Source organism: Nitrospiria bacterium, from assembly GCA_035498035.1.
In the GTDB taxonomy this organism is placed as follows: Bacteria; Nitrospirota; Nitrospiria; order JACQBZ01; family JACQBZ01; genus JACQBZ01.
Genome location: DATKAN010000022.1, coordinates 1 through 14,511, shown reverse-complemented (window position 1 = coordinate 14,511; position 14,511 = coordinate 1). Strand labels below are relative to the sequence as shown.

The window sequence follows — 14,511 nt, the reverse complement described above, 5'->3', positions numbered from 1 at the left end:
GATCGAGCCGCTTGACGGGTGGAGGGGGCGACCTGAGCCCCTATGATTCGAGGACGATTGCGGACACGGACGGGACAAACCGGGCGGGGACAACGAGATGGCTTTAGATTTTGGCATTGGTGTCTTTTGATCGGGGCCGTCGGAGCATGGCTTTCGGTCGTCCGCCCCGCGCCCGCCACCGCCCAATCCTTCGAGGGCCAGACGATTCTATCCCTGGAGGTCAATTCCAGAGTGGGCATGACGCTTGAGGCCCTCAGCCGGCTGACGGGAATCCATACCGGGATTCCCTACTCCAGCCGGATGATCCGACAGAGTTTGAATTCCCTGTACTCAACCGGGCTGTTCACCGATGTCGCGGTGGAAGTCAACCCCATCGAGGGGGGCGTGGCCGTCGTATATCAGTTCACGGAGAAGACCTTCCTGTCCGATCTTCAAATCAAGGGAAATCGTGTCTTTTGGACCCGAACCCTCAAGGAGGCGATGGGCCTTCAAATCGGCGAGGAATTCACGCAAGAACGATGGCGGGCCGCCATCGCCAATCTCCTGAATTTTCTCCAGCGCAAGGGATATTTTCGGGCCAAAATCGACAGCGACGTTTCTCAGACACCGGGAACGAACAAGGCCCAGGTGACGGTGCGGGTCAACGAGGGAACCCGCGCGAAAATTCGCGAGACAAAATTCGTCGGCGACACCGCGTATTCCAATTTCCAACTCTGGTTAAAGACCATCCGATCCACCGGCGGTGAATTTTACCAGGCCGATATTCTGGAAGAAGATTTGGCGCGTTTGCAGAGCTTCTATCATGCCAACGGCTATTTAAAATCCTCCGTCGGTCCCCCCGAAATCCAATACAAGGAGGCCACCGACGAGGTGACCATCACGGTCCCTATCGAAGCCGGAACAAGACTGAGGGTGCGGTTCGAGGGAAACGGTCCCTTCCCGGATAACCAGCTGACGCCCCTGCTGCTTTTCGAAGAGGAACACAGTTACGACGATCAGGTCTTTCGCGCGAGCGCGGACCGCCTGGAGGATTTTTATCGATCCAAGGGTTTTCCCTTTGTCAAGGTGGACTACACGCAACGGGAGCTTCCGAACGAAGGAACGATCGAGGCGGTCTTTGAAATCGACCCGGGAAATTTCGCCTGCCTCCGAACCGTCCTTTTCTTCGGAAACACCTTTTTTACGCCCCTTCAGCTCCAGAACCTCATCCAGACACGCCCCGGCAACACCCTCTTTTGCGGAACCGTGGTTCCCGACCGCCTGGACTCCGACGCCAAAATCCTCCTGGCGGGGTATCACGAACAGGGTTTCCAGGAAATTAAGGTCGAACCCCGGGTGGAATATAACGAGGCCAGGACAGTCGCCTATCTCATTTTCGCCATCGCCGAGGGTCCGCGAACGCTCATCACCGACATCCAATTCGAGGGCCAACAAGCCTTGGCCCCGGCCCAACTGCGGAAAACGATCCACCTTCGTCCGGGGCAGCCCTACAATGAGATTCCGGTCCGGAAAGATCTGGAAGAAATTCTGGCGCTCTATCACAAAAGCGGCTACGTCTATGCCCGTGTGGATCCCGAACTGGATTTTTCCAAGGATCGCACGCAGGTCGGGATCCGGTTCCGGATTTCGGAAAATCCGCAGGTTCGGATCGGGCGGATATTTTTGAGCGGAAACACCTATACCAAAGACAAGGTTATCCTCCGGGAACTCGATGTGAAACCGGGCGACCCGTATGACGAAAGCCGCATCCAGATTACTCGCCGGCGGATTATACAACTGGGCTACCTCGGCAACGTTCGTTTCGAACCCGTCACGCCCCTCAATCCCGAAACCAAGGATACGGTGAAGGACATGCGGCTGACCGTCCGGGAAAATCCCACGAGGACGCTGGATCTTGGAGTGGGCTATGCCGATGTGGAACATCTTCGAGGGTTTGCCCAGTGGACCCACCGGAACCTTTGGGGCACGGGCCAATCACTCAGTCTACGGGCCGAGGGCAGTTCCATCTCTCGCTCGGCTTCCGCCACCTATCTGGAGCCCTGGCTTCTCGGATATCAGCTGGAGGGTCGTCTGGTCGGCTATGAACAGACCCAGGAACGCCTCTCTTACACCCTGACGACGACCGGAGCGACCGCAGGGCTGGGAAAAAATCTGACTCCCACGGTCAAAGGCAGCCTTCAATACCAATTTGATGTCGATACTTACACGAATGGCGTTGAATTACTACCGGAGGATCAGCATACCACCATCGGCAGTCTGACCCCGGCCTTGTACTGGGATACCCGCGACAACCCCTTCAGTCCGACCACGGGATTCATCAACGGGGTGGCTTTTCAGGACGCCGCCACGAGTCTGGGGTCCGAGGTCCAGTTTATCAAAGCGACCGTCCAGTCCAGCTGGTACTATCCCCTCATGCGTTGGATGGTGGTCGCGGTTTCGGCCCGCGCGGGGGTCTCGAATCGTTTCGGGGTGACAAAAACGGAGTCCACATCGGGGGATTCCCAGTCCACCGGTCTGCTGCCCCCCAACGAACGGTTTTTCCTCGGCGGACGGACCAGCGTTCGCGGCTATCAACAAGACGAGCTGGGCATCATTCCGACACGGTGTCACAACGGAGAAAACTGCGCGACGATCATTCCCAACGACACCAATTCCGGGGTCGACTTCAGCGGCGGAAACGCCATGCTGCTGTTCAACGGCGAAATCCGGATTTTTTTGCCGGGCAACTTGGGCCTCGTGATCTTCAACGACCGGGGGAATGTCTTCCGTCTGTCGAGCCAGGTCGACATCAACCTGATCAAGTCGACCATCGGGGCGGGCCTATGGTACGGGACCCCGGCGGGGCCCTTGCGGCTCGATTACGGATATAAACTGAACCGTGAAAAAAACCTCTGCCCGGCCTGCCCCGTCGTGGTCAAGGAGAGCCCGGGTGAGTTTCACTTTACACTGGGATTCGCATTTTAGTCTGCGCGCATGAGCGAACCTGCAGCCAACAGGACCGGCCTCCTTCTGATCGCGGCACTCGGGCTGGCCGTCGTCCTTTTTACGGGGATGATTGCCTGGTCGCTCCTCTTCCCGACTCCGGAGGCCCGATCAACCGGATCCCTTCGAAAGGGGGCTCTTTCGAACCCCGGGCCCCTTCCCCCGGGGGACGAACCGCCGCTTTACGCCTCGACCAAACCGGAATCCCCGAAAGCGGGGGCGATCTCGGATCCCGATATCCTGACCGTCCAGCTCAACAACGAAGGTCTGGCCCATTACAACCGCGAGGAATATTCCGAGGCCGCCGACCTTTTCGCCAAGGCTTACGAACGGGCGCCCGAAAACCGGGCGATCCAGCGGAATCTCGCCCTAGCCAAAGGGAACATGGCCTGGAAGCAGCTCGACGGCCGGCGGTATCCGGACGCCCTGCAGAATTTCCAGGCCGCCATCCGGCTCGACGCCGATGAGCCGGACTTCTTCGTGGGCGAGGGGCTGGCCTATTACCGACTGAACGATCCCGATCGGGCCGTGGAAACCTTGAAACAAGCGATCCGCTTGGATCCGAAGGTGCCCAATGCGTATAAGATCATCGGTGACATCTACGATCAACGGGATGAAATCGAAATGGCGATCGGCTATTATGAAAAGGGGCTCGATCTGGACCCGTCCGATCAGGCCCTCCGTCAGCACCTGTCCCAGGTCCGCCGGGAAGCCAGGGTTCAGGGCAGTTTCCAACAACAGGCCTCCCTGGCCTTTACGGTCAAATTCGAGGGACGGGAGAGGGAGGAGGCGGCCCGGCAGGTTCTCAGCGATCTGGAAGGAGCCTATCGCGATCTCGGACAGGCCTTGTCGTATTATCCCGAGGAGCCCATCACGGTGATCCTCTATACCGACCAGCAGTTTCAGGATGTGACCCGCAGCGCTTCCTGGACCAAAGGGATCTACGATGGAAAGATCCGCGTCCCGATGGACGGCGCCGAGCAAAATCCGGATTTGCTCAGGAAGGTCCTGTATCATGAGTATACGCATGCCGTCGTCCACGGAATCAGCCGCGGCCTGGACATTCCGACATGGCTCAACGAGGGCCTGGCGGTTTATTTCGAGAGCGGGGGCGCTTCCCCCCGCGAGCAGCTCCTGGCCCGGCAAGTCCGGTCCGGAACGCCGCTCGTTCCGCTCTCGGCCCTGCACGGGAGCTTCCAGAGGCTGACCGACGCCCAGGCCTCGCTTGCCTACGCCGAAAGCTACGCGGCCGTCAAGGCGCTGGTGGACCGATACGGCCTGTTCCGTGTCGGACAGCTTTTGGAAGACCTCGGACGGCAGAAAAATTTCGCGGAGGCCTTTTCGGACCGGTTCATGATTTCCTATGAAGCGTTTCAGTCGGACTGGCAGGAAACCGTCGCGGGAGCGACCCCATGACCGGCGGTCGGAATCGAAAGGCGCTTCATTATTGCGCCGGCGTCCTGGCCGTCGTCCTTATTACCCTGGCCGGGACCCCCCGCCCTGCCGTCGCCGGCGAGGAGCGCATCGCCGGGTTGACCGCCTCCGTGATCGACAACGGAACCTTGACCGTGACGGCCGATCTGATCCGTTGGTACAACCGAAACCTTCAGGAGGACCTCAACAACGGAATTCCGAAGGATCTGTATTACTACATCCTCCTGAAAAAGCGCCAGCCTGGCTGGTTTGACGAGGAAGTCTTCTCCAAGACGATCAAGCACACCATCAAATACGATGTTCTAAAAAAGCAGTATTCGATCACGACCCGGACGGACGGGGAAATCACCCAGAAAACCGTCCAATCCTTTGAGGAAATGGCCCCATTGATCTCCCGGATCGATCATGTTAAAATTATAACGCCCGGACAACTGAAAACGCGACATACCTACTACGTCAGCGTCAAAGCCGAGATGCGCGCGACGAATGTCCCGTTCTACCTCGAATACATCCTCTTTTTCATCCCAGCGTTGGAACTGGATACTCCGTGGGCGGACTCGGCGCCCTTCTACTCGCTGGGGAGAACGCCGTAGCCGTACCGGATCTATGGGGAAGATTTCCGGCGAGCACGGCGAGCGAGAAGGGGGGCTTTATCCGGCTCGGCCGGCGAAAGCGAGGATCAGGCTTCGCCTGTCCGAGCGCGGGGTGTGGGGGCATCGGAGGAGCAAAGCCCGCACGGGCCCCCACTGATAATGGCGGCGACGCAAGCCCCTCGCATTTAGATGTTTTCTTAGCGAGCAAGGCGAGAGAGAGGGGGAGGCTCCATCCGGCTTGGCCGGGGGAGGGGGCGACGCAAGCCCCTCGCAATAGTCAAAGGAAAACTTTGTGACACCCGAATCACAGGCTTCAGACACGTCCTCGGACGAACAGCGAAAGCGCAGTCATGCGCGACCGGTTTGGATCACTCTCGGGTTTTTGAGTCTGACCGTGACCCTGACGGTGCTCTACTTCCGCGAGATCGAGACACCGTCCTTCTTTCCGGGCAACGTGCTGGTCCTGACCCTGCTCGAGCTGAACCTGATCCTCCTCGTCCTGCTGGGACTGTTGTCGTCGCGGAACCTGATCAAACATTATTTTGAACGCCGTCGGAAAACTCTCGGTGCGGGCTTTCGGGGGAAGCTCATCGCCGCCTTCGTCGGATTTGCGCTGATTCCGACGATACTTTTTCTGATCGTCTCCATCGGACAGGTGTTCAGCACCGTCGAGAACTGGTTTTCGATCCAGGTCGAGCGGCCCCTGGACAGCGCCCTTCAAACCGCGCGGCTTTATTACCAGGAGCAGGAGGAAACGGCACGATACTATTCCCGAATCATCGGCCGGCAGATCGAAGAGGGATCGTTTCTGGATCCGGAAAGGCATTCCGCACTCATGGAGATGCTCAAGACCCGCCGGTCGGAATATCGGCTTCAGGGCGTGGAGTTCTACCCCGCCCGGTCCGACGTCCGACCCCTACGGATCTTTGATTCCACGATACCGGAGAGGATTTTCCTTCCGCCCTCGAAAGACGTGCTCAGGAAAGCGATGGGAGGCGAGGAGACGATCGAAAAACCGACCACCGACCTCGGCAACCTGATCCGGGCGATGGTTCCCCTCCGGGCCTCCCCGAACTCCCCGGACCCGGACGAGATCGCCGGCGTTCTGGTGGTCGACACCCTGATCCCGCGGGGTATGGCCACCAAGATGGACGAGATCACAAAATCATTCGAGGACTATAAACAGCTCAAGGCCTTCAAGAACCCGATCAAGGAGAGTTACATCCTTTCCTTCGCCGTGATCGCCCTTGTCATCCTGTTCTCGGCCACCTGGTTCGGGTTCTACCTGGCCAAAAGCATTACCGTCCCCCTGCAAAAGCTGGCCGAGGGAACCGAGGCCATCGCCAAGGGGAACCTCGATTTCAAAATCAACGTCCGCGCGCGGGACGAGCTGGGCCTCGTCGTTCAATCGTTCAACAAGATGACGAAAGACCTCCGGATCAGCAAGACACAGTTGGAGGAGGCCAATCAATCCCTGCGTCAATCCAACACCGAGCTGGACCGGCGCCGGGCCTACATCGAAACCGTCCTCGAAAACATCTCGACGGGCGTGATCTCTCTCGACCGGAACGGTCGGATCACCACGATCAACCCTGCCGCCCAAAAGATCTTCCTAACCGGCGGACAAGAGATCACCGGGAAACTGGCGCGCGATGCCTTCCAGGCCCTGAATCTGACCCCGCTCCTTCACCTGTTGGAGGAGTTGGAAAACCGACAGATGGACGGGATCGAACGGGAACTGCACATCGTGGTGGCGGGAAAACCGCTCACGCTCGGCGTGAGCATGGCCCGAATGAAAGACGATCAGGACCTGAACGTCGGTCTTGTGATCGTGACGGAAGATCTTTCCGAGCTGATCAAGGGGCAGAAAGCGGCGGCCTGGCAAGAGGTGGCCCAGCGAATCGCCCACGAGATCAAGAACCCCCTCACCCCGATCCAGCTTTCGGCCCAGCGGCTGCGCAAAAAATATTTCGAGCAGTCCCCCGATTTCAAGGCCATCGTGGACGAATCGACCGCCACGATCATCAACGAGGTGGCCGGTCTCAAACATCTGGTCGATGAATTCTCCAACTTCGCGAGGCTGCCGGCCCCGATGCCCTCGCCGAACGACCTCCATTCGATTCTCCAGGAGGTGATCCTCCTATACCGTTCCGCGCACCGGGATCTGGAATTCGTGGTTTCCTACGACTCCGCGCTGCCCGTCTTGAACATCGACCGGGAACAGCTCAAACGGGTCTTCGTCAACCTTTTCGAAAACGCGGTGGAGGCGATGTCCAACCGCGGACGGATCTGGATCACGACCCACTTCGACCGTCCCCGCCGCAAGGCCTCCGTGATCATCGAGGACGAGGGGGTCGGCATCCAGGCGGAGGACATCGACAAACTGTTTCTCCCTCACTTCTCGCGGAAGAAAACCGGAAGCGGACTGGGACTGGCCATCGTTCACCGGATCATCAACGACCACAACGGCCAGATCCGGGTCGCCCCCCGCGAGCCGAAGGGGACCAGCGTTGTCATCGAACTTCCCACCGGCGAACCGGCGGCGGCTTAGATGTCGAGCGCGCCTCGCGAAAACAACCCCATGGCCAAAACCATCCTGATCGTCGACGATGAAACGAGCATCCTGACCACCCTCGCGGGGGTCTTGAAGGACGAGGGCTATCGGGTCCTGACGGCGCAGAGCGGAACGGAGGCCCTGAGGCTGATCAAGGACGATCCCCCGTCGCTGGTCCTTTTGGACATCTGGATGCCGGACATGGACGGGATCGAGACGCTCACCCAGATTAAAAAGGTTTCCCCCCTTATCCTGGTCGTGATCATGTCCGGCCACGGCTCGATCGAGACGGCGGTGAAGGCCACCAAGCTGGGGGCCTACGACTTTATCGAAAAGCCCCTTTCGCTGGACAAGGTCACCCTGCTGGTTCATCACGCCCTCTACCAGCAGCACCTGGAGGCCGAGAACCTCAATCTCAAACGGACCGTCGAACGGCGCTTTGTGATGGTGGGCGAGAGCCCGTCGATCCGGAAGCTCCGGGAGACGATCAAAGTGGCCGGCGCCTCGAACAGCCGCGTCCTGATCTCCGGGGAGAACGGCACCGGAAAGGAGCTGGTGGCCCGTGCGATCCATTTCCACAGCAGCCGGGCCAACCAGCCGTTCGTCGAGATTAATTGCGCCGCCATCCCCGAACCGCTGATCGAATCCGAGCTTTTCGGCCACGAGAAGGGCGCCTTCACCGGGGCTTTGGCGATGAAACAGGGCCGCTTCGAGCTGGCCCACGGCGCCACGCTGTTCCTGGACGAGATCGGGGACATGGGCCTGCCCACGCAGGCCAAGCTGCTTCGCGTGCTTCAGGAGCAACGGTTCACCCGCGTGGGCGGCACGCGGGTCATCGAGGTGGACGTCCGCGTGATCGCGGCCTCGAACAAAAACCTCCAGGAGGAAATTAAAAAAGGCGCGTTCCGGGACGATCTCTATTACCGACTGAACGTCATCCCGTTGCACGTGCCCCCGCTTCGCGAGCGGAAGGAGGACATCCCCCTGCTGGTGGACCATTTCCTCCGGGAGCTTTCCGCCGAGCAGGGACTGAGGCCCAAGGCCATGACGGACGAGGCGATGACCCTGCTCACGCGATACGACTGGCCCGGAAACGTCCGCGAGCTGAAGAATCTAGTGGAACGGCTGGTGATTCTGTCGCCCGATTCCCGGATTACGGAAGACGAGGCGGCCAATGCGCTCGCCGATCACATTCCGGTCGACGCCCTCAAAACGCCGGGCGACTCCGGCCCCCGTTCGCTGCGCGAGGCCCGGGCCGATTTCGAAAAGCGATTGATCCTGCAACGGCTCCGGGAGAACCAGTGGAACATCTCCAAGACAGCCGAGGATCTCAAGATCGAGCGGACCCACCTCCATCGAAAGATCAAGCTTCTGGGCATTCAGGAAGACGGCCGGGATTGATCGCCTTCCATGGAATCCGAGCGGGTGACCGCAGGCGGGGCGCCCCACCGAGCGCAGCCGGGGTCCTTACACCGGGCGGGGTGGCGAGCACGGCGGGGCTGCCGAAGGACAGGACCCGCCCATAAGGAATCCGTCTTGAACTCCGGCAATTTCATCACGCTCACGATCGAAAAGCTGGTGGACGGAGGCGCCGGACTGGGCCGCTGGGAAGGGCGCGCGGTCTTCGTGCCGGGGGTCTGTCCCGGCGAAACGGTCCGGGTCCGGATCGCCTCGGTGAAGAAAGGCTACGCCGAGGCCCGCCTGGAAACGATCCTCAAGCCCTCCCCCGACCGCGTCCCGCCGCCCTGCCCGGTGTTCGGAAAATGCGGCGGCTGTCAGTGGCAGCACCTCGCCTACCCGGCCCAAGCGGGGGCCAAGGTCGAGATCCTCCGTGAAGATCTGCGACGGATCGGAAAACTCCCGGACCCGGATATCCTCCCGCCCCGGCCCGCGCCCGGCCCGTTTGAATACCGGACGCGTATCCAGCTCAAGACGGATTTCTCGCGAAGCCGGTCCGTCCTGGGGTTCTACGAAGAGCGTTCGCACCGGATCGTGCCGATCGAATCCTGTCGCATCGCGGCCCCGCCCCTGAACCGGGCCCTGGCCGTCTTGAGTTCCGTCTTCTCCGATCCGGCCGGCCGTCTCTCGTCTTTGTCCGACGTCCATCTCCATTTCGCGGGCGGGACCGGGGAATTGCAGGCCTGTTATTTCGCGGAAGACGAGCTTCCGGATCGTCTGGAAAGGCTGTTCACGGCGTTCGAAGAGGGCGCCCCGAACGTGGTCAGCCAGGTGTATTACAGCCGCACGGGCCGCCGCCGGGTCCGCGGCCGGGATTACTTAATCGATCGGTTTAAGGATGTCCCGTTTCGGATCAGCGATCGTTCCTTTTCGCAGGTCCATTGGGAGCAGATCCCCGCCTTGATCGAGACGGTCGAGACCTTCGCCGCACTGACCGGAAGGGAATCGGTCCTGGAGCTGTACTGCGGGATCGGCACCTTTGGAATTTTTCTGGCGCGGGAGGCCTCGGCCCTGGCCGGGTTTGACGAGAACGTGATCGCGGTCGAGGACGCCAACTACAACGCGCGGCAACAGGGATTGCCGAACGCCCTATTCATCGCCAAGCCGATTGAACAGGCCGTGCTGGATCTGATCGGGGAAGGGAAAATGTTCGAGCGGATTATCCTCGATCCCCCGCGCGAGGGCGTCGGCCGGGAAACGCTGGAGTCGCTGACCCGCCTCAATCCGTCGCGGATCGTCTACGTCTCGTGCGATCCGGCGACCCTGGCCCGTGACTTGAAAATCCTGACCGACGGCGGCTACCGCCCCGGCCGCATCCAGCCGATCGACCTTTTCCCGCAGACCGCGCATCTCGAAACGGTCGCGGAGCTGATCAGGCCCCGGTAGGATCTTAACGCGATCATTTCCCCCCGGGCTTCTTCGCCTCGGTTTTCGATTCATTCTTCGTCTCGCCGACCGCCTTGATCCAGTACGCCGTGCCGTTGGGGTTCACCTCGGCCTCGACCTCCGTCCCCACCTTGATCTCGCCGGTCTTCTGGGTCATCTTGGGATCGACGTAGAACGTCTCCTCGCTGCCCCCGAACCCCTGGTTGTTTTCGGTCTTGACCGTGTACATGTCGCTGCTGATTCCGCTGATCAGGATCACCTTCCCCTTTACGGTCATATCGGCCAGCCCCACGCCCGACAACGACACGAATGCCGCGAACAACACTGCGATCATCACGCCTCTCTTCATTCTCAACCTCCTATGGTTGAAACGGTTTTGGAATGTAGAATCCTGTTCCAAGGAACGACGATTGTCCATCGCCCCTCCTCGAATGCCGTTTTTTCCCCGACTCCATTGGCTCTTTTTTACCTTTTATGCCCCTCCCAAGTCAACCCCCCTGCCGACCCGGCCTCCTTGTTCAAGCGGACGCATCCTTCAGGACGGTGAACTCGTATTCCAGGACGTTGCTGGTTCGACCGGCCGCATCGTGGATGTAGACCCTGAAGCGATGGGTTTGCTGCGAGGCCGTCTGGGGGACGGTGATTCGACCCGTATAACGGCCGTCTCCTTTCACCGCGTCGCCGTCCAGACCGTCGTCATGAATCGCCACCTCGATCTTCTCCATGTTTTCCCGGATCTCATTCAGGGTCGGAACGATCTCTTTCGGGTCGCGCGGGCGATCGATGCGAAGCGAGACGGTGTACGACGAACCGGGAGCGCCGGAGGAGGGTTCGACCCGGAGGTCCGAAATCAGCGGCCCGGTACCCTGCCCGGCCGCCGAAGAGAATGAAAGCATCACCAGGGAAAATGCCGCAAGGGCGATCGAATTTCCCAAGGGTTCATCTCCTCCCTAACCCGACATTTTCCATCTAACAAGTTGTTGAAAAACTCCAATCTATCCAGGCTGCTCAAAAAGTTCCAGATGCCCCCTCCGGGGACTTCCAGCATTTTTATGACTGGAAGTGGGTCGCGGGGCCGCAGGGACCGAGGAGCCCGGAGCGTACTAAGGTAGGTACGTGAGGACTCCGAGGGACCGAGAACGACGCAGATGGACTTTTTCAGCAGCCTGCCAGCCCTTAATCCAGCCAGTCCCGTTCCTTCAACTTCCGTGGCAGATACCGCTTCGTCAGGAATTGAAAATCCTTGTTGGCGAGCGCGTCCAGTTCGTACTTGAGGCCGATCGAGAGCATCCGCTTGATCTCTTTTTGCCACGGCTCCTTCTGGAACCACGGATAGGCGAGGAGTTCCTTGGCCCGACCGATATCCTTATCATTGAGCTTGATCCCGACGTTTCGCGGCAGTCCGTAGCGATCCGGGTCCGAGCTGGACAATCCAATAAACTTCGCCTTCGGAATCGCCATGCGGTTGCTTTCGAAAGCGAGGTTGATCGATCCCTGCTTGATCACCGAGTAGATGTAATAGCCCCAGGGATCGTTGTCCACCAGCACGTAGACCGGCAGCCGCCTCTCTTCGTGGAGCCGGCGGGTCAGGCGCCTCACCCCCCGGGGCGGCTGGCCGTTGCCGGTCAGAAGCACGCAGTTGTAACGCCGCCAGAACTTGTCCTCCGACAGGCGGTTCCACTGCGTCCCCTTTTCAACCAGCAACACGAAATCGGCCGTGCATTTTTTGATTTCAAGATATTCCGGCTCGACGATCGAGGGCACCGAGTAACCGCCCTTCCCCAGCCGGGTGCAGTCGACCCGGTCGCCGTCGTCCCCGAAGACGACCGGCCCCACGATGCTCCCGGCGTTTTCGGCGCGCACGTGAAGCTCCTCGCGAAGGGCCTCCAGCGCCACCTCCAAATCCTCGATCAGGGGATCCGACTCGGTCTGGGCGTCGAAGGTATTCTCGTTCGAATCCTTGATCGTGTGCTTGGTCCGGTAATAGACCTCCCTCAACGAGGTGGTGAGGTTCGCGCGCTGCAGCTCCGCGAGCGCGTCGGCCACCAGGACCGTCTGCATGAATTTCTTCGCCATGCCGACGTTGAAGAACGTGCGGGCCTGCCTTTTCCGGCCCATCTCGATCATCCCCTTCCGGGGATTGAACTTCACGTTCGACAGGGAACGGATGGGGATCGACAGCGTCGGGTCCTGTCGCCGCCCGGCGGCGGTGATCACCGCATCCGCCACCCCGATCAATTTCTTTTCAACCGGGCTCTGATTTTTCGGCTTGGTCTTCGCCATAGGGTACTCCTTCAACCCCCTCGGGAGTCACGATGATCGAGTGGGGCAGCCCTTCCGGGCCGCTCTCCGTCCTGCCCAGCGCCTGATCGGTCCGCTCGCCTCCCGTTCGCTTCGTCGCGATGTTCTGGAGCTGGTCTTTTAATTTGTTCACCTGGAGCTTGCCTCCCTTGAGGCGGCCGCAGGCCTCCGCGACCTCTTCGATATACAGTTCGAAGATATTCCGCCGGCGGAACTCGCTCTTCGCGCGCTCCCGCCTCCGGAGAAAAACCCCCAGCCGCCGGCCGCATTCCTGAAGGGCCAGGCGGATCTCCTTCCGGATTTCGTCGTAATCGGCGATGGCCTCCTTCGATTCGCTCGTAAACGGCACCCATACGGAGGCCATGTGGACGAAGATCGCCATCGGCCCGGCCGGCAGCGCGCCCTTGGACTGGGCGACGCCGTAGTTTCGCCAGTTGGTGTCCAGGACGGCCTTGAACGTCGCGCAGGCCGATTGCTGATAGAGCAGCGGGACGCGGTTGGCGTAGCGGATCACGCGGGCCAGTTCCTCATCCCCTTCCCGCTCCTCGCCTTCCGCCAGGGGGGCCCGCGGGGCCTCCGCCTCCTCGGTTTTCTTCGCGGCCTCTTCCGGCCCGCGGCCGTAGGCCAGCCCGGCCTCGATCGCGAAGGGATTGCCGCGATAGACCGCCGTGGGACGGCTGACGGCGGTGTAGAATTCGCCCTTGATCTGTCTGTAGAGCCCGGTCAGTATCGCTTTCTCCCCGATGGGCGAAAGGCAGTTGCTCGGCGGCGCCATGATCTTGGTGGATTGCAGCACCTTGTACAAGGCCTCGGCCCGATCCCCGCGCAGATCCCGTGGCCGCGTGTGCGGGGGGATCTTCGCGTTCCGGCAGATCTCCTCGGCCAGCGTCGAAGAAATCCGGCTGAAATCCCCCGCCAGAAAGCCCGACATCCAGTGGCTCCGTGTGTCGTGGAGCATCTTGAGGAACATGCCGAATTCAATGCCGTAGGGATGCGGTTTGATTTCGCGCGGAGGCGTGGGAAGCTGGGGATAGGTCCTCGGATAGTCCTTCGTCTCCCCTTCCGGCGTCTGGTAGACCAGATGAACGTGCGGGTTGGCGATCGAGGTCAGCTCGAGATATTCGTCCACCGAGGCGCGCCCTTTTTGGTAGCGCCCCTCGATCTCGAGCGTCACCTGCGTACCGCGGTGGGGTTCCCACTCGACCTGTTTTTTCTCCAGAATGCGCGGCTCGTTCTTCTTCGTATCGATTTGAACTTCGAAGTAATGGGCCGGCTTCTTCGGTCCCGTCCTGGAGATGATCCGCACGGGCTTGCCCGTTGTCAGTTGCGCGTACATGCCGGCCGCGGAAATGCCGATCCCCTGTTGCCCGCGGCTCATCCGGAGCCGGTGGAATTTGGAGCCGTACAACAGCTTCGCAAAGATCGGCGGGATCTGCTCGCGGACGATCCCGGGGCCGTAATCCACCACTGTAACGCGGAAGCGCGTGGCCTGGCTCGGGGCGGGGGTCTCCCCGTTGACGGGAACCGTCTCCAGTTTCACGGTCACCTCCGGAAGGATTCCGGCCTCCTCGGAGGCGTCGAGCGAATTGTCCACCGCCTCCTTCACGCAGGTGAGGAGGGACTTCCTCGGACTGTCGAAACCCAGCAGATGGCGGTTCTTTGTGAAAAATTCCGAGACGGAGATTTCCCGCTGGCGGGCGCCCATCTCGACCGCGGAGACGGTCGGGGCCGGCTTCGGGACTTTCACGGCCGGCGGGGGCGCGGTCTTGGGGACGGCGGCGTTCGATTTCGACTTCGGGGTCG

At 60.5% G+C, this 14,511-nt stretch carries 10 protein-coding genes; 6 read left to right on the top strand and 4 right to left on the bottom strand.

The features are described from left to right. Window positions 1–126: 126 nt before the first annotated feature. From bamA to rlmD, 6 genes are all read left to right on the top strand, one after another. Window positions 127–2,964 (top strand): outer membrane protein assembly factor BamA, encoded by a 2,838-nt coding sequence (gene bamA / locus VMN77_03630; GenBank protein ID HTN42868.1) that lies wholly within the window; start codon window positions 127–129, stop codon window positions 2,962–2,964. A gap of 9 nt (window positions 2,965–2,973) precedes the next feature. After that, complete coding sequence (locus tag VMN77_03625; GenBank protein HTN42867.1) at window positions 2,974–4,398, top strand: tetratricopeptide repeat protein; 1,425 nt, start codon at window positions 2,974–2,976, stop codon at window positions 4,396–4,398. Next, entirely contained in the window at window positions 4,395–5,009 is a 615-nt protein-coding gene (locus VMN77_03620) for a DUF4390 domain-containing protein (GenBank protein ID HTN42866.1), read from the top strand. Before VMN77_03625 ends, VMN77_03620 begins: the two co-directional genes overlap by 4 nt. Before the next feature lie 292 nt (window positions 5,010–5,301). Further along, window positions 5,302–7,560 (top strand): ATP-binding protein, encoded by a 2,259-nt coding sequence (locus tag VMN77_03615; protein HTN42865.1) that lies wholly within the window; start codon window positions 5,302–5,304, stop codon window positions 7,558–7,560. 30 nt (window positions 7,561–7,590) lie between these two features. Further along, on the top strand, window positions 7,591–8,964 hold the full coding sequence (locus tag VMN77_03610; GenBank protein HTN42864.1) for a sigma-54 dependent transcriptional regulator: 1,374 nt from the start codon (window positions 7,591–7,593) through the stop codon (window positions 8,962–8,964). Window positions 8,965–9,099: 135 nt separating this feature from the next. Continuing rightward, complete coding sequence (gene rlmD / locus VMN77_03605) at window positions 9,100–10,407, top strand: 23S rRNA (uracil(1939)-C(5))-methyltransferase RlmD (protein HTN42863.1); 1,308 nt, start codon at window positions 9,100–9,102, stop codon at window positions 10,405–10,407. Window positions 10,408–10,420: 13 nt separating this feature from the next. Here the strand turns inward: rlmD and VMN77_03600 are convergent, their stop codons facing one another. The 4 genes from VMN77_03600 to VMN77_03585 all read right to left on the bottom strand — a co-directional run. Continuing rightward, on the bottom strand, window positions 10,421–10,756 hold the full coding sequence (locus VMN77_03600) for a hypothetical protein (protein ID HTN42862.1): 336 nt from the start codon (window positions 10,754–10,756) through the stop codon (window positions 10,421–10,423). 169 nt (window positions 10,757–10,925) lie between these two features. Next, a complete protein-coding gene (locus VMN77_03595; protein ID HTN42861.1) occupies window positions 10,926–11,342 on the bottom strand; it encodes a choice-of-anchor X domain-containing protein in 417 nt (138 codons plus the stop codon). A gap of 241 nt (window positions 11,343–11,583) precedes the next feature. Then, window positions 11,584–12,690 (bottom strand): DNA topoisomerase IV subunit A, encoded by a 1,107-nt coding sequence (locus VMN77_03590; GenBank protein HTN42860.1) that lies wholly within the window; start codon window positions 12,688–12,690, stop codon window positions 11,584–11,586. Further along, on the bottom strand, window positions 12,653–14,511 hold a 1,859-nt coding region (locus tag VMN77_03585), incomplete at its 5' end, for a DNA topoisomerase VI subunit B (GenBank protein HTN42859.1). The genes VMN77_03585 and VMN77_03590, both read right to left, overlap by 38 nt.